Genomic DNA, 15,864 nt, shown 5'->3' on the forward strand with positions numbered 1-15,864 from the left:
CCTGGCCTGCCTCGATGCCGGGGCTCCCCATGCCGCCTATCTGCGCGAGCTCTTACGTGCAGGACATGTCGCCACGCGGCAGTCCACCCGAGACAAAGAAGGCGTCCAAGGCGCCTATAGCGCAGCCACTCGGCTCAGGATGAACCAGCACTCCGTGGCCCCCTGCATCGACGTCTACCAAGACTGCATCGCCACCCATTGCCTGGCGCATGCCACGAGCGCCACTGAGCGGAGTGGCCGGGTCGCGTCGATTCTGCAGAATCAGTACATTGCGCTTTCCAATGGGTTTGACCTTCGGCTCCGGGCCGGTTGGTTGCGAGGCCCAGGCCGAACAGGGCGTGATGTTGGCCGGAGCACCCGCCGTGAGTGGGAACTTCGCCCGGTCGACAGCGGTGTTGTGAGCATAAGTCCTGATAGTGCGTGGCCAGGCCTTGTCCCCACAGCTGATCGCCCAGCCCGCTGAATAGAGATTGTCTTGCGGAACTCCCTGCATCGTGCCGTTGGCGACGAAGTCGTTGGTCAGTTCCGTGAGGAACGTACGGTCGGCGTCGCTGGGATTTCCTGCTGCGACGCCGGCTGCGGCCTGCCACAGCCGGGCCAGCATGGGCACCGGCGACTCTTTCGTCGCGATCATGCTCGCGTCGTTGTACGAGAGCTGCCAGGTGAAGAACCGTATGAGATTGCCGTTGATCGGGGCCTTGGTGCCCGGCAGCGAGACGGGACGACGATCGAGCTCGGCCGCCAGGGCAAGGTAGTTTCGCCGCACGTCACGGGGCGTGCTGCCGAGACCGACTGTGTCCTTGTGGGCGACCGCGAATCGGGCAAGATCGGGCCAGCGGTCCTCCATGGCTTCACTGAATGTACGGAAGTCGTCGTAGCCGCGCTTGTTGGGGTCGACCGAACTGTCGAGCACCACTCGGTCGACATTCTCGGGAAACAGCGTTCGGTAGATCGAACCCAGGTAGGTGCCCCAGGAAATGCCGTAGTAGGAAACGGAGCGCTCTCCGAGCGCGCTGCGGATCCGGTCCATGTCCCTGGCGACGTTCGCAGTGGTCAAGTGCGGCAACAGGTCAGCTGAGTTGGCTGCGCACTGGTGGGCCATCCGCTTGGCGTATGCCACGTTGACGTTGATCGAACCGTCCGCGCCTGGGAAGGACAGTACCTCCAGCTGCTCATCGCGGACGAGTTCATCGGCGTCCCGGCCGCAGTTCATCGGAGTGCTGTGCCCGATGCCGCGAGGGTCGAAAGCGACCAGGTCGTAGCTGTCTCGCACTGCCTCAGGCAGGAGACTGCCCATCGCGGTAGGAACGTCCAGGCTGGAGCTGGGGCCCCCGCCGTTGAGCATCAGGACGCCCTTGCGCTTCTTCGGGTCGGCTGCAGGGATTCGGGACACTTCGATCGCGATCGCTTGTCCCTCCGGATCCTTGTAGTCCAGCGGCACCTTGAGCCTGGCGCATTGCTGCGGGGCCGGGGCGTCCGTGGGGCACGCGCCCCACTTGAGCGTGGATGGATGCGTCGCTGTGGCCTCGGCCGACTGGATCATGGTGGTTACAGCGCCGACACCGAGCGCGGCGGCGGCAACCAAGGCAGGCAGTGTGCGCACACGGTGGCCTCGGTGCCGACCGTTGCGAGGGGAATTGTTTGATGACACACGTCGACCATAAAAATCATGGTCAGGACAAGCTAACCCCCTGGCTACCGGGATGTGGGGCAGGCAGCGGTATGGACAACAAAGTATCGTCGGTGTAGTGACGGCGGTCATGAACCGCTCCGGGTCTGATGGAGGCTCCAGATTGCCCTGACTTGGGTGGAGTCGAGTTGCTTGGTTTCGCGCTACCGGCGGGGTGCGAAATTCGTACTCCACCGGGCTGAGCATGCCCAGCGCGAAGTGCCTGCGCTATCGGTTGTGGAAGATTTCCAGGTACTGGAAGAGGGCCGTGGACAACTCCAGGAGGGTTCGCCACCGTCTGCGGTTGAGTAGTTCGACCTGGACCCGGGCCCAGAAAGAGTCCATGAGGTGTTTTCATCCTGACGCGGCTGCGAGGTGCAGAGTGAGCACGGCCTTGACGATCGCGGTGATGCGGTTGGTGCTGCAGCGCAACTTCCGCAGCAGACGCCAGCTCTTGAGCGTGGCCATGGCCTGCTCACCGACGCAGCGGATCTTGGCGTGGGTGGTGTTGTGGCGTCGTTGCCACCGCTTGAGGCGTCGCCCCTTGAACGGGACTCGAACGTTCCCAGCCGCGCCCTGATACGCCTTATCGGCCCAGCACTTGAGGCCGGCCTCGGCAAGGGCGTCAATGATTCCGTGCTCGCGTGCCGCCGTCCGGTCATGTGTCGCGCCGGGCAGTGCGGGCGACGCCCACAGCAGCCGTCCGAACGGATCGGTCAGCACCTGAACGTTCATACAATGATGCCGCTTCTTACCGGAGTAGTAGGGCCGGTCGGCGGCGATCCGGTTGATCGGCAGCACGGTGCCGTCCAGGATCACGTACGCCTTCGAACGGGCCATCACCATTGCCTCGTTGAGCGTGGGCGCAAGCGCGGCCAGAACGTCGATCGCCTCGCGGACGTAGCGGTACACGGTGGCAATCCCGATGCCGAACCCGGCCGCGAGCTGCGCATACGTGTCGCCACACCGCAGATGGGCCAGGGCGAGCAGGGCCTGGCGTCGGGGAGTCAGCCTCCGCCACCGACTGCCTATCTCCCGACGTCGCACCGCCAGCACCCGACTCAGGTGACGCAGGTGCACGGTGGACAGATCGATGGCCGACGGGTAGACAAGCACACGGAGCTCCTGGAACGACGGTTGATCTTGGTCGACAGCTCGTCTACCAGGAGCTTCGACGTTCCGCAGGCCCGTCCAACTCCGAGTCACCCTGGGCAGGTTGGAAGGTGATCCAGGTAGATCTGCTCGAAAAAAGGGGCCTGGTCATCCGCGCTCCCTCGCCCGACGACGAGCGGAGCATCACCGTCACCATCACCGACGCCGGACGTGAGCTGCTCGCGAGGGTGCTGCCGGGTCACGTCGAGGTGGTCAGCGGCCTGCTGTTCGAGCCGCTTCCCCGCGACGACGTCAAGGCTCTCGCGAGCCTGCTGGCGCCGGTACGCGACCACAAGCGCTCGACGCCACCTCGCTGGGCCGCGTCCCGCCGCCGTAAAGGCGGAACGTAGCGACTCGCCAGGCGTGGGAGCCCCGCAGACCGCAGCGGAACGGGACGCGGCGAGATGCCGGGGCCGCGACAGTCGCCGGTGAACCAGCACGGGGCAGAGGGGGACCGAGGCGTCAGGCCCGTGGGCGGGCGAATTGCGCCGGTGTCGCCTGGTAGTGCTTCTTGAAGGCACGGATGAAGTGGCTGCTGTCGGTGAAGTGCCAGCGCGCGGCGGCCTCGGAGATGCTGAGCGGTGAGCGAGGTGCGGTCAGCGCCGCGGCCGCTTCCTCCAGGCGTCGGCGGCGGATGTAGGCACTGAACGACTCGTCCAGACCCGCGAAGGCCCGCTGCAGGGTGCGGACCGACACGTGCAGATGCGCGGCGACCGCGGCCGGCGACAGGTCGGCTTCGGTGAGCAGGGCTTCGGCCAGGTCCTTGGCCGCCTGGGCCAACGCCGGGGTGAAGGCGGGCTCACGGTCGTCGAAGTGGTCCAGGACCAGCCCCTTGGCCAGTTCGAGCATGGCGTTGCGGGACGCATGCGCTCCCGCCGGGCTGAGGCCGCTCACCACCCGCTGCACCATGCTGGTGTGCGCCATGAGGACCTGCGCCGCGGGCGAAGTGGCCCGGCCGATGCGCGGTTTTCCGGCGACCAGGTGCCGCAGGGCATCACCGGGGAAGATGAAGATGCGGGTGCCGATCTCGGGCGTGGTGTGGAAGTGGTTCTCCGTCACAACATGGTGCATGAAGTAGGTGCCGGCCGAAACATACGCGTCACCGCCCTGATCGTGCGGGTCCTGCAGGGCCACCGCGCCGCGCAGCCCGACGTACAACCTGATCTCGTCGTGCTCGTGCCGCCCCACTGCGCGGGTGCTCAAGGGGGAAGAGCCCCAGAGCTCGTTGACGGCGGTGTCCTGCAGGGTCACCGAGCGCATCGTCCCCTGGAAGCCCTCGATCGTGGAAGCGCTGAACTCCGGCAGCGGGTACAGGTCTCCCAGGCGGTCGTTCCACGTGTCGATGAACGGCTCCCACGTTCCCCGGCCCGTGCCGGTGGAGTCGGCGTCCACCGTGAACGTGCCCGTCCTGTCGCCCGGACCAAGGAAACGCGGCCTGCTGCTCATGTGTCCTCCGCGCCGATGAAGATGTCGCCGGAATCCCATCTGGTGTCGCAAAAGTACACGCTTTCCTCGCACGGCTGTTCCTGCCCTCGGCAACACTTCAGGGCCCATCGGGCGTCGGACAGGTCACTGGGGTACGGCTTGCGCTCGCTCACGGCGTAGCGTGATCATGGGCGAGGCGGAGGGCTCGGTTTCGCTTTTCATCAGGCGATTCCGTGGCAATTTCAAACCAGACGGACTTCCTGGCACAGAGGCGAACGAGACGGATGGCCGAGCCCCCACCCTGGAGAACGTCATTCGCCGCCTAGGGGATGAAAGCCCTCAAAGCAGGGCAGGAACGAGAGCCGCATATAGGGCTTGACCTGCATAAACACCCTCTGAGAGGGCGTTTGATCTAGGTAGATTGCCCTTTATCTCCTAGTAAGTTCCTCGCCAGGTCGGTGTCGTCTCGTCCGTTATGCGCTTGGTGAGGTTGTCGATCGAGGCCACGTAGATCATGGCCTCGGAGCTGGCGGGCAGGGTCTCGTAGTCTCGGGCAAGGCGCCGGTGCAGCATGATCCAACCAATACTTCGTTCGACAACCCAGCGCCTTTTGACAACATGGAGCTGTTTCCGTCCTGACGGGAGGTTGGGCGGGCGACCCGGCAGCGGACATGAAGAAAGCCCCTGGTAGACGGGTTCACGACCAAGATCACCAGCCCGCGAGGAGCTTTCGCGTGCTTATCTACCCGTCGGCATCGATCTGTCCAGCCGCACCCTGCGCCACCTCTCCTGCCTCCTCGCAAGCCACCGCCAGCAAATCGGCTCCCGGTGGCGTCGCCTGACCTGTGGCCGGCAGGCCCTGCTCGTCCTGGCACACCTTCGCTGCGGCGACACCTACGCCCGTCTCGCAGGCTTCCGCGTCGGGATCGCGACGGTCTACCGGTACATACACGAGGCCGTCGACCTCCTGGCCGCTCGGGCGCCCACTCTGGAACAGGCCATGGCGACCGTGCAGAAGAAGGCGTACGTGATCCTCGACGGCACGGTGCTGCCGACCGATCGCATCGCTGCCGACCAGCCGTTACTACTCGGGGAACAAGAAACACCACGGAATGAACGTGCAGGTCCTCGCCGATCCCGCCGGACGCCTGATCTGGGCCTCGGACGCGCTGCCCGGGGCCGTGCACGATCTGACCGCGGCCCGGACCCACGGCATTCCCGCCGCTCTCGCCGCCGACGACATCAAGTGCTGGGCGGACAAGGCATATCAGGGCGCAGGTCCTGCTGTCCGCGTCCCGTTCCGGGGCAAGGGTCTACGCGGCTGGCGGCGACGTCACAACCGCGATCAGGCCAAGATCCGCAGCCTCGGCGAACGTGCCATGGCCACCCTCAAATGCTGGCGGCTCCTGCGGAAGCTCCGCTGCAGCACCACCCGGATCACCGCCGTCGTCCGAGCCGTCGTCGCCCTCGAACTCGCCACCTGATCAAGATGGAAATGGCTCACAGTCCCTGCCGGCCGTCATCGGCGAGGTCGACGCTGTAGCCCTCGGCGGTCAGACCGGTGTGCAGGGTGTGGGCAAGGTCCACCTCGTCTTCGACCACCAGGATGCGCATGCGGTGCAGCCTCGCACAGCGCCGGCCCGCCTTCCTGATCGTCCGGTCAGGTTGGATCAGCATCCCGTCAACGAGGTCCCGGCACGCTGGCCGAGTCTCTTCGCCACTACTGAAAGGCCCTGCCACCGATGTCCGTTGATGAACGTGCCCCCGCCGCGGCCAGGACGGTTTCCCCTCCCGCACGCGTCCGTCGTCAGTCACCGCTCCGGCCTGTGACCGATGGCGGTCCCCAGCCTCGGGTGCGTCTGCGGTGACGCGGGGGTGCTGAGCCGAGTTGGTCAAGCTCAAGGGCACGACGGGCCATCATCACGCCACAAGCGAAGGGGAGGTCCGAGCGGGCGGGCGAAAGCCAACCCTTGCCCTTACGAGCCGACATGAGGAACACCGCGTCGATGGCGAAGCGGTCGGCAGCAGATTTACGCCTGACCAGCAGGAACCCAGCGATTACACCCGGAAGACAACAAGTTCTCAGACAGCCTCCAGGGGGAGACTTGCGCAGACAAGTGAAAAGAGCGTGCGTGGCCACGATCGCCGCGGTGGCAGCCGTGGCCCTGGCGGCGGGCATGACCGGCCCGGCGTCGGCGGAGGCCGAGCGTGCAGCCAATGACGCGGCCGGCGCCTCGGCCGTGCAGACCGCGCCCAAGCACCGCATCACCCTGATCACCGGCGACCGTGTCGTCGTCGACGCCAAGGGCCGTGTCATCGGCCTGGAGCGGGCCAAGGGCCGTGAGGGGATACCCGTCGAGATCCGTAAGACCGATGGGCACACCCTCGTCGTGCCGACCGACGCGGCCCGGCTGATAGCCGGCGGCAAGCTCGACCAGCGGCTCTTCGACGTCACCGAGCTCAACAAGTCGGTCAACCGCAAGGCCCAGAAGCAGGGCCTCAAGCTGATCGTCGGCTACCGCGGCACGGCCGCCGCGGCGAAGGCCGACGTCCGTGACGCAGGTGACACCAAGGTCCGCAGGACCCTCACGTCGCTGAATGCGGACGCCGTACTGACGCCCAGGGGGGACGCGCCCGACCTGTGGGCCGCGGTCACCGACACGCGGTCCGGCGGCGCGAGGACCGCCTCCGGCATCGCCCATGTGTGGCTCGACGGAGTCCGCAAGGCCAGCCTCGACAAGTCCGTTCCGCGGATCGGCGCCGACAAGGCGTGGTCCGCCGGGTACGACGGCAAGGGCGTCAAGATCGCCGTCCTCGACACCGGGGTCGACGCGACCCACCCGGACCTCAAGGAGCAGGTGGTCGGGGAGAAGAACTTCTCCACGTCCCCCGACGCGACCGACAAGGTCGGCCACGGTACGCACGTCGCGTCCATCGCGGCCGGTACGGGCGCTGCGTCTCCCGCAGGGTCCGCGGGCAAGTACAAGGGCGTCGCGCCGGGCGCCAAGCTGCTCAACGGCAAGGTGCTCGACGACGACGGCTACGGCGACGACTCCGGCATCCTCGCCGGTATGGACTGGGCGGCCGAACAGGGCGCCGACATCGTCAACCTCAGCCTCGGCGACGTGGACACTCCGGAGATCGATCCGCTTGAGGCCCAGGTCAACAAGTTGTCCAAGGAGAAGGGCATCCTCTTCGCCATCGCCGCGGGCAACGACGGGGGTGAGCAGACGGTCGGCTCGCCGGGCAGTGCGGAGGCCGCGCTCACCGTGGGCGCCGTCGACGACACGGACAAGCTGGCCGACTTCTCCAGCACGGGCCCCGGCCTCGACGGGCAGATCAAGCCCGACGTGACCGCGCCCGGCGTGGACACCACGGCCGCCTCGGCCGCCGGCAGCGTCATCGCCCAGGAGGTCGGCGAGAACCCGGCCGGCTACGTGAGCATCTCGGGTACGTCGATGGCCACCCCGCATGTCGCGGGCGCCGCGGCCATCCTCAAGCAGCAGCACCCCGACTGGACGTACACCGAGCTCAAGGGCGCGCTCACCGGCTCCGCCAAGGGCGGCACGTACACGCCGTTCCAGCAGGGTTCGGGCCGCATCCAGGTCGACAAGGCCATCAAGCAGACCGTGATCGCCGACCCGTCGTCGGTGAGCTTCGGCATCCAGCAGTGGCCGCACACCGACGACACCCCGGCGACCAAGAAGGTCACGTACAAGAACCTCGGCACGACCGACGTCACGCTGAACCTCGCCATGACGGCGACCGGCCCGAAGGGGCAGGCCGCACCGGCCGGCTTCTTCACGCTCGGCACCAGGACGCTGACCGTCCCGGCGGGCGGCACGGCCTCCGCCGACCTCACGGCCGACACCCGGCTGGGCGGCACGCTCGACGGCACCTACTCCGCGTACGTGACCGCGACGGGCGGCGGCCAGAGCGTCCGCACGGCGGCGGCGGTACAGCGCGAGACGGAGGTGTACGAGGTCACGCTGAAGTTCCTCGGCCGTGACGGCAACCCGGCGAAGTACTACAGCGCCACCCTGGTCGGTGTATCCGGACCCGCCCAGGGCAAGGAGTACCGGCCCTACGACGAGTCCGGCACCGTCAAGGTCCGTGTTCCCAAGGGCGGTTACATCTTCAACACGGGAATCTTTGTCGACGCGGAGGACAACGCCAAGGGTATCGACTGGGTGGCGCAGCCGAAGCTGAGCATCACCAAGAAGGCCACGATCACGGTGGACGCGCGGACCGCCAAGCCGGTGGACATCACCGTGCCCGACGCTGCGGCGAAGGCGGGGGCCGGCTGGCCGAGCTACACCGTCGGCACGGCGGACGGCTCGGACGGGTTCGGCTGGTGGCTGGACTCGTACGCCAACTTCCGTACCGCGCACGCCGGCCCGCAGATCACCGACGGCACCCTGTACCAGGAATGGGTCGGTCTCTGGGCCAAGCCCGCCGAGGAGTACGACATCATCGTCGGCGGCAAGGTCAAGCAGCTCGCCACCGGTTACACCAAGCACTACAAGGCGAGTGAACTGGCCACGGTGAAGACCGGTCTGGGCGCCTCGTCGAGCGGCAAGAAGGGCGCGATCTTCGCCGAGGGCAAACTGCCCGGCAGTCCACTCTATTTTCCGATCGGGATCCAGCAGACGCTGCCCGGCACGCGTACGCTGCACCTGTCCACCGCGGGCGGGGCGAAGTGGAAGCTCGACTTCCAGCAGCACGGCGGGCTCGACGAGAACGGCTTCCCGATCGTCGAGGCCGAATACATGCTCGGCACTCCGCAGACCTTCAAGGCCGGCAAGAGCTACAAGAAGACCTTCAACGCGGGGGTCTTCGGCCCGCGCATCGGTTCAGACCTCGGCATCTACCGCGAGGGCAACGGCATCTACGGCTCCCTGCCGCTGTTCGCCGACGGACAGACCCACGTCGGCTCCTCGCTCTACTCGTCGGCCACCACGACCCTCTACCGCAACGGCGCCAAGGTCGGCTCGAACAGCGACCCACTGGAAGGGGCGGGCATCTTCGAGGTCCCGGCCGGCGACGCCGCGTACAAGCTGACCACCTCGGTCAAGCGCAGCGTCAAGGTCGCCGCGGCCTCCACCCGCGTCGACGCCAGCTGGACCTTCCGCTCCAAGAAGGCCGACCTGGCCAAGCTGCCCGCGTCCTCGATCCGCTTCGACGCGGCCGTCAGCCTGGACAGCAGGGCCCCGGCCAACAAGAAGGTCTCCGTCCCGGTGACCATCCAGGGCTCGGCAGCGGGCAGCAACCTGAAGTCCCTGGCGGTGTACGTGTCGTACGACTACGGCCAGACCTGGAAGAAGGTCACCGTCAAGAACGGCAAGATCGCGGTCACAAACCCCGCCAAGGGCAAGGGGATCTCGTTCCACGCCAAGATCGCCGACAAGAAGGGCAACAAGTCGACGATCTCGATCTACAACGCGTACTACGGGAAGTGACCTGATCCGGTGGATCACCGACAGGTTCCCTGAACGCTGACACGCACGAATGGCCCGCCGGAAGCAGAGCTTCCGGCGGGCCATCCGGAGATCGCGACGGGGTAGGGGCAGGCAGCGGGCGGCTTGTTGTTGATCGAGGAGGTCGCGATGCCGTTCGGTGCTGGCGGAGGAGAGCCCGGTGAAGGCACCGGTTTCGGTGCCGGCAGCGTTCAACTTGGCGAGCAGGATGCGATGCAGCTGGTCGAAGACGCCGGCCTGTTGCCAGCGGTCCAAAGGGCTCCAGCAGGTTGTCCGGACCCGAACCCCAGCTCCAGGGGCAGGAGTTGCCAGGCGATGTCCTGGTGCAGGACGTACAGGATGCCCTGCAGGCACAGCCGGTCGTCCACGGGCTTCGGACCCGGCGACCGTTTGGGCCAGGGCCGCAGTAGAGGTTCGATCAGTGCCCACAAGTCGTCGTCCACGATCCACGGCCGAGTCGTCACACCACTCGAACGGCCGAATCGTCACAACAGTCACGCCCTGCCAGGGCACTTCAGCAAGATCTTGTTACGAGCTCTTTGAGTTCGTGCTCGATTTCATCGTCGCTGAAGTTGTGTTGCACAGCCAGGGGACGGGAGCGGTCTCGTTGACTCATGGTGACCATGATGCAAAGCCGCTCCGTAGTACGTTGACTGTCCGAAGAAGCGGGCGGGGCTTTCGTTCATGATCGTCTTCGAGTGTGCTGGTCCTTAACTCGTGGTGTTCTGCGGGCTGGTGACATTTGGTAAATACAGTGCGGTCAACTTCCCGGCGCCATCGGTCTGTTCATGCGTCGGCCCCTGCTTCAGGTCGGTTCAGCGTGCGGCCGATCTGGTCGAGCGGGCATATTCGGTGGGCGTTTGGCCGTAGTGTTTCTTGAAGGCGCGGATGAAGTGGCTGCTGTCGACGAAGTGCCAGTGGGCGGCGAGTTCCGAGACGCTCCACCGGCCGGACGGCGATGTGAGGGTGAGCCGGGCTTCTTCCAGCCGCCGGTGGCGGATGTAGGTGGTCACCGACTCTCCTACCGTGGCGAATGCCCGTTGCAGGGTGCGTACGGAGACGTTGAGCTCGCGCGCCAGCATCGTCGGGGACAGCTCGGGATCGGCGAGGTGGCTGTTGGCGAGGTCCTTCGCGGCCCGGGTGAGTGCGGGAGCCAACTGTGGTTCCACGTCGTCGAAGCGGCGCAGCGCCACCGCCTTGGCCAGTTCGATCAGGGTGCTGTGGGCGGCGTGCACACCGGCCGGGCCGAGGTCGGTGGCCGTCTGCTGGATCATGTGCGTGTGGGCCGTCAGCAGGCGCATCTCAGCCGAGTCCACCGACCCGATGACAGTCCGGTTCCCGAGCAGGGATCTGAGCGTCGCGGAGGGCAGGAAAAGGAACTGCGCCGTGGTGTGCGGCGCCGTCTCGAAGGGCATTCGCCGCCCAAAGTGCCGGAAAAGGAACCGTCCGGCCGATACGGTGTGCTCGTCGCGATCGGGCAGGCCGCCCAACGTCCATGCCCCGCGCCGCAATACGTGGATCGCCACCAGATCCTGATCGCCGACCGATGGGTCCGCGATCCGGGTGGCCGACGCCATGTGGAGATCAGCGATCACCACGTCGCGCACCCGGGCGACGGATCCCTTGAGCCGGAAGTCGGCGATCGTGGCCGGGCTGAAGGCCGGCAGGGGGAAGACATCGCCGATCTGCGTCTGCCATCCGCGACGGAAGGCATCGAACCCTCGCGGTACGGCGCTCGGGACCGTGGAGTCCACGGCGAACACCCCGCGCGACCCGTCGGTCTCCGATCCAGTGCTGTTCATCTTCGGTCGATCCACCCGATGTTCGCTGTTCCAACGCTTTCTTGTGGCGCATATGTTCTGTGCGAACACCGCTGCGGTTCAAGTGCCTGCCGTGCCGATCCTAATGCCGTGAACACCGTTTCGTACGGTTCGGCAAGGCGTCCACTGCCTGGTGCGCTGCCGACTGCCGAACAGGGCCATTGAATTTTCACAGTCCCATGAAGGCAAAAGGGGGACGCTGTGATGAGTCATCCGACGTTCTCCGAGGCCGGTCATAGCCGGGTGGCTGTGCGGATCAGCCCCGCGAGGGCGAGGGAGCGGCTGTGCGCGGGCCAGGCGAGGTGTGTGATGACGGGGGGCGCGTCGGTCAGGGGGACGGCGGTGTGCTCGGCCCACAGCCAGGAGCGGGCGGAGTCGGGGAAGACGGCCGCGGTGCGACCGAGGGCGATCAGCTGGGCCAGCTGCGTCTGGTCGCGGATCTCGGGGCCCGGGCCGGGTGGGTAGGCACCGTCGTGGGCCCAGCGGGCGAGCGGAAGATCGGGGATGTTGTCAATGTCGGCGAGGGACAGTGTCCTGTGCGTGGCGAGGGGGTGCCCGGCGGGCAAGATGGCGATCTGCCCTTCGGTCATCAGTTCCTCGCTGTCGAACCCGGTGAGGGAGTTGAACGGCGCGTGCATGAGCGCCACATCGGCGCGCCCGTCACGCAGCATCTCGCCCTGCTCGCACGTGCCGCTCGGCAGTACCTCGATCTCGGCGGCGTCGGGCTCGGCCGCGTAGGCGTCGAGGAGCTTGTGCAACAGTTCGTGGGATGAGCCGGCCTTCACCGCCAGTACCAGGCGGTTGCGGGAGCTGCCCGGACGGTCGGCGCCGCCGGCGCGGCGGGTGCGGCGGACGGCGGCGGTGGTCGCGGCGAGGGCAGCGCGGCCCTCGTGCAGCAGCATCTCTCCGGCGTCGGTCAAGGCGACGCCGCGGCGGTTGCGCTGCAGTAGGGGGACGCCAAGGCGCCGCTCGAGCTGCTGAATCGCCCGGGACAGCGGCGGCTGCGCCATGCCAAGGCGCTTGGCGGCACGGCCGAAGTGCAGTTCCTCGGCGACGGCCAGAAAGTACCTCAGCTCGCGTGTCTCCAACGTGTCCATGACCCCAGCATACCTCGGTGATACCCACTGGGTATCACAGTGCACTGAATCGGTATTGGATGCGATGCCTGTCCGGGAGTGACCATCGACGGCATGAGCGAGACCACGAACACACCCTCCCCGTCACTGCCCGGCGGCACCTGGACCCTGGGCGACCTGACCGTCAACCGCTTCGGGTACGGCGCTATGCAGCTCGCCGGCCCCGGCGTCATGGGCATGCCCGCCGATCACGACGGCGCGCTCGCCGTCCTGCGTGAGGCCGCCGCCCTGGGCGTCACCCACATCGACACCTCCGGCGCCTACGGACCACGCGTCACCAACCAGCTGATCCGCGAAGCGCTGCACCCCTACGCCGCATCACTTCACATCGTGACGAAGGTCGGCGCGGTCCGCGATAAGCAGGGCGGCTGGCCCCCTGCCCGGCGGCCCGAGGACTTGCGCCGCGCCGTACACGAGAACCTTGAGGACCTCGGAGTCGACGCTCTCGACGTGGTCAATCTCCGGCTCGGCGACGCCCAAGGCCCCCGGCCCGGCTCGCTCGCCGAGCCCTTCGAGACCCTCGTCGAACTCCAACAGGAGGGCCTGATCCGGCACCTGGGAGTGAGCAACACGACGGCGGAGCAGGTCGCCGAGGCGCAGGCGATCGCGCCGATCGTGTGCGTGCAGAACATGTACAACCTCGCCTACCGTCAGGATGACGAACTGATCGACGACCTTGCCGCCAAGGGCATCGCCTACGTTCCGTTCTTCCCGCTTGGCGGCTTCACCCCGCTGCAGTCCGCGGCGCTGACCGCGGTCTCCGCCCGGCTGGATGCGACGCCGATGTCGGTCGCCCTGGCCTGGCTGCTGCAGCGGTCACCGAACATTCTGCTCATTCCCGGCACTTCGTCGGTGGCCCACCTGCGCGAGAACGTCACCGGCGCGGGACTCTCTCTCTCCCAGGAGGAACTCGCCGAGCTGGACAAGATCGGCCGCTGAACCTGCCCGGGGCGTCCGCCCGGTGAGGTCGAGCCGCGGATCCAGAGCAGGAGCCGCGAAACGCCATGCCGGCCGGGACGGCAGTGACTTCGTTGCGCGTCCCGGCCGGCATGGTCAGCGCACGCCACCACTCCGCCCTTTCCTCGCGTGGTTTGGATCTCGACCGCCTTCTTGAGGGCAAATGAAGGTACCGGCGTCCACGAGCATGCCGACCGCCCAGTGGTGAGCCCAGGCCACGGAACAGTCCACGACGACCAGACAGCAAGGATTCTCCATGTCCTCGACCAAGCCCCGAAACCCAGTGGCCCTTTTCACCGTGGGCGCGGTGTCCGCCGCGCTGCTCGTCACCGCCGTCACGGTCGCGCCCCAAAATGCGTCGGCCGCCTCCGAGCGGGCATCGGGCGTCACCCGCCACACGATCACCGAAAAGGTCTCACTCACCGGCAGCGGACCGGCTGACCAGACGGTGAGTGCCGTGGAATACCGGCCGACCCGCGCCCGCGTGCGGGGCATCCAGGTGATGATCCCGGGCGTCACCTATGACCACAGGTATTTCGATCTCGTGACAGACCGCGGCAGGATCTCGCAGGCCCGCGAGGCGGCTGAGGACGGCTGGATCACCGTCGCCGTGGACCGCCTGGGAACTGGCAACTCCAGCAGACCGGCCGCGGACGAGCTGAACGGCACGACTCACTCCGCCACCATCCACCAACTGGTCACCAAGCTGAAGGCCGCCCATAAGGGGCTGCCGGTCGCGCTGGTCGGCCACTCCATGGGCAGCGTGGTCGCCATCCAGGAAGCCGCGACCTACCGTGACGTCGACGCTGTCGTCGTCACGGGATTCATGCACCACGCCGGCGCCGGTCAGCTGCTGTTCAATGCTGCGATGCACCCCGCCGCCGAAGACGCCGCCTTCACCGACCGTGCGATACCGGACGGCTCCCTCACCACCCGGGACGGCATGCGCCAGCTGCTCTACTGGCCGTTCAACGCCGACCTGAGCACCGTCAAGGCCGACGATGCGGCCAAGCAGACCGCCACCATCGGAGAATTCACTTCCTTCGGAGACGAGCAGAGCAACGACGCGTACGGCAAGAGCGTCGACGTTCCCCTCCTGTCGCTCGTGGGCCAGCACGATGGCCTGTACTTCGACCCCTCTGACCTGGACAAGACCCTCAAAGCGGAGACGGCCGCCTACACGGCCAGCCCTGACGTCGACGTGAAGGCCATTCCCGGAGCCGGCCACAACCTGGCCCTCCAGCGCAACGCCGACAGCACCACCAACACCATCGACACGTGGCTGTCCCGCAAGCTCTGACAGGACGTGGCACGGCTCCCAGCAAGGCTGGGTAACAGGAGTTCGCCCAGCCTCCACTTCTACGTCGGCTGTGTCGACAAGGACAGCAGCGTAAGCGGGCGGTCGAGGGGGTGCTGGCCTTGCAGAAACTGAGAACCAGTCAGGTCAGGTAACTGCGTTGTCCATGCGCATCGGCCCTGGCCCGCTCGCTCGGCGCCGTCCACGAACAGTGCCGGGCCACGGAAGCGCAGATCAGCGCGCTGCTGGAGGAACACCCTCTTTGACATCGACACGCACCGTCCCATGGATCTGCTGCCCGACCGGGCCACCGCGACGGCGTCCATCGCCATCACGATGACGTCCGCCTCGTACCAAAGCTGACGGCACCGCTCGTCCGGCGAAGGCCCAGTCATACACCAGCCTCCCACCAACACCCGCGCCACAGACCACCCCTACAGTTGTTCATGCACGAGCCCCCGGACGCACCGAGAACTGCCGTGTAGGTACCACCGCATTGAGGGTGGGCCAGGGCGAGCAGGGCCTGACATGCCGCGGGTAGGCACCATCAGCTGCCCCAGTCTCCGGCCGCTGGACTGGGAGTTGACCGGCCGGGAACCGCGAGTCCGGCTGGGCTGATCAATCGAGGGCGGGCCGACAAGCAGGCGAAGCTCGTGGCGGAGGTGAGCGAAAGAATCGTCTACCAGGAGCTTCGCCGTTGTGCAGGGACTGTCCGACTACCGGTGAGCACCGCCAGCCTGGCGGGGCGGGGGAGCCAGGAAGGGGAGCAGCTCGCGGGCGAAGGCATCGGGTCGTTCCTCGGGCACGAAGTGGCCACTGCCCGCGATCACCGCGCCGGTCAGGTGCGGCGCGGCCGTGTCCAGGCTGTCGGCGAGTCGGCTGCCTGAGCTGTGCTCGCCGCCGACGGCGAGTACGGGAATGGGAAGGGTTG

General features: G+C 67.0%; 12 protein-coding genes and 2 pseudogenes. 5 read left to right on the forward strand and 9 right to left on the reverse strand.

Annotation, left to right across the window (positions count from 1 at the left end; genetic code table 11):
• Positions 1 to 52: 52 nt before the first annotated feature.
• Positions 53 to 1,585: an alpha/beta hydrolase gene (locus KCH48_RS05230; RefSeq protein ID WP_210570813.1), complete on the reverse strand. Its 1,533-nt coding sequence runs from the start codon at positions 1,583 to 1,585 to the stop codon at positions 53 to 55.
• Positions 1,586 to 2,023: 438 nt separating this feature from the next.
• Positions 2,024 to 2,785: a transposase family protein gene (locus KCH48_RS05235; RefSeq protein WP_210570815.1), complete on the reverse strand. Its 762-nt coding sequence runs from the start codon at positions 2,783 to 2,785 to the stop codon at positions 2,024 to 2,026.
• 107 nt (positions 2,786 to 2,892) lie between these two features.
• On the opposite strand from KCH48_RS05235, the gene KCH48_RS05240 reads away from it, so the two are divergent.
• Positions 2,893 to 3,171 (forward strand): MarR family winged helix-turn-helix transcriptional regulator, encoded by a 279-nt coding sequence (locus KCH48_RS05240; RefSeq protein ID WP_210570816.1) that lies wholly within the window; start codon positions 2,893 to 2,895, stop codon positions 3,169 to 3,171.
• 112 nt (positions 3,172 to 3,283) lie between these two features.
• Here KCH48_RS05240 and KCH48_RS05245 read toward each other — a convergent pair whose 3' ends face one another.
• Entirely contained in the window at positions 3,284 to 4,267 is a 984-nt protein-coding gene (locus KCH48_RS05245) for a helix-turn-helix domain-containing protein (protein WP_210570818.1), read from the reverse strand.
• A gap of 414 nt (positions 4,268 to 4,681) precedes the next feature.
• Positions 4,682 to 4,912, reverse strand: a complete 231-nt coding sequence (locus KCH48_RS05255; RefSeq protein WP_374104654.1) for a transposase — start codon at positions 4,910 to 4,912, stop codon at positions 4,682 to 4,684.
• A gap of 88 nt (positions 4,913 to 5,000) precedes the next feature.
• Here KCH48_RS05255 and KCH48_RS05260 point away from each other — a divergent pair.
• Positions 5,001 to 5,730 (forward strand): annotated as a pseudogene (locus tag KCH48_RS05260) (transposase family protein).
• A 19-nt stretch (positions 5,731 to 5,749) separates the two neighbouring features.
• Here the strand turns inward: KCH48_RS05260 and KCH48_RS05265 are convergent.
• Positions 5,750 to 5,860 (reverse strand): annotated as a pseudogene (locus tag KCH48_RS05265) (response regulator transcription factor); the annotation flags it as partial.
• Positions 5,861 to 6,363: 503 nt separating this feature from the next.
• Between KCH48_RS05265 and KCH48_RS05270 the strand changes: the two are divergent.
• A complete protein-coding gene (locus tag KCH48_RS05270; RefSeq protein WP_307840807.1) occupies positions 6,364 to 9,705 on the forward strand; it encodes a S8 family serine peptidase in 3,342 nt (1,113 codons plus the stop codon).
• Positions 9,706 to 9,914: 209 nt separating this feature from the next.
• Here KCH48_RS05270 and KCH48_RS05275 read toward each other — a convergent pair whose 3' ends face one another.
• The 3 genes from KCH48_RS05275 to KCH48_RS05285 form a co-directional block, all read right to left on the reverse strand.
• Positions 9,915 to 10,187 carry a transposase gene (locus KCH48_RS05275; protein WP_374104647.1) on the reverse strand — a complete coding sequence of 91 codons (273 nt, stop codon included), beginning with the start codon at positions 10,185 to 10,187 and terminating at the stop codon, positions 9,915 to 9,917.
• Positions 10,188 to 10,538: 351 nt separating this feature from the next.
• Positions 10,539 to 11,525: a helix-turn-helix domain-containing protein gene (locus KCH48_RS42025; protein ID WP_246884725.1), complete on the reverse strand. Its 987-nt coding sequence runs from the start codon at positions 11,523 to 11,525 to the stop codon at positions 10,539 to 10,541.
• A 251-nt stretch (positions 11,526 to 11,776) separates the two neighbouring features.
• Positions 11,777 to 12,640 (reverse strand): LysR family transcriptional regulator, encoded by an 864-nt coding sequence (locus tag KCH48_RS05285; RefSeq protein ID WP_210570823.1) that lies wholly within the window; start codon positions 12,638 to 12,640, stop codon positions 11,777 to 11,779.
• 93 nt (positions 12,641 to 12,733) lie between these two features.
• Between KCH48_RS05285 and KCH48_RS05290 the strand changes: the two genes are divergently transcribed.
• Entirely contained in the window at positions 12,734 to 13,618 is an 885-nt protein-coding gene (locus tag KCH48_RS05290; RefSeq protein WP_282615097.1) for an aldo/keto reductase family oxidoreductase, read from the forward strand.
• 274 nt (positions 13,619 to 13,892) lie between these two features.
• The gene (locus tag KCH48_RS05295) at positions 13,893 to 14,936 is read left to right on the forward strand and encodes an alpha/beta hydrolase (RefSeq protein ID WP_210570825.1); all 1,044 of its coding nucleotides are present in this window, start codon (positions 13,893 to 13,895) and stop codon (positions 14,934 to 14,936) included.
• A 713-nt stretch (positions 14,937 to 15,649) separates the two neighbouring features.
• Here the strand turns inward: KCH48_RS05295 and KCH48_RS05300 are convergent.
• The coding region (locus KCH48_RS05300; protein ID WP_282615098.1) for an alpha/beta hydrolase at positions 15,650 to 15,864 on the reverse strand (215 nt) is incomplete at its 5' end.

The organism is Streptomyces sp. GESEQ-4 (assembly GCF_017948455.1).
In the GTDB taxonomy this organism is placed as follows: Bacteria; Actinomycetota; Actinomycetes; order Streptomycetales; family Streptomycetaceae; genus Streptomyces.

Coding starts and splice junctions, on each gene's coding strand:
- KCH48_RS05245 (WP_210570818.1), bottom strand. CDS start 4,267: ATGAGCAGCAGGCCGCGTTTCCTTGGTCCGGGCGACAGGACGGGCACG.
- KCH48_RS42025 (WP_246884725.1), bottom strand. CDS start 11,525: ATGAACAGCACTGGATCGGAGACCGACGGGTCGCGCGGGGTGTTCGCC.
- KCH48_RS05285 (WP_210570823.1), bottom strand. CDS start 12,640: ATGGACACGTTGGAGACACGCGAGCTGAGGTACTTTCTGGCCGTCGCC.
- KCH48_RS05290 (WP_282615097.1), top strand. CDS start 12,734: ATGAGCGAGACCACGAACACACCCTCCCCGTCACTGCCCGGCGGCACC.
- KCH48_RS05295 (WP_210570825.1), top strand. CDS start 13,893: ATGTCCTCGACCAAGCCCCGAAACCCAGTGGCCCTTTTCACCGTGGGC.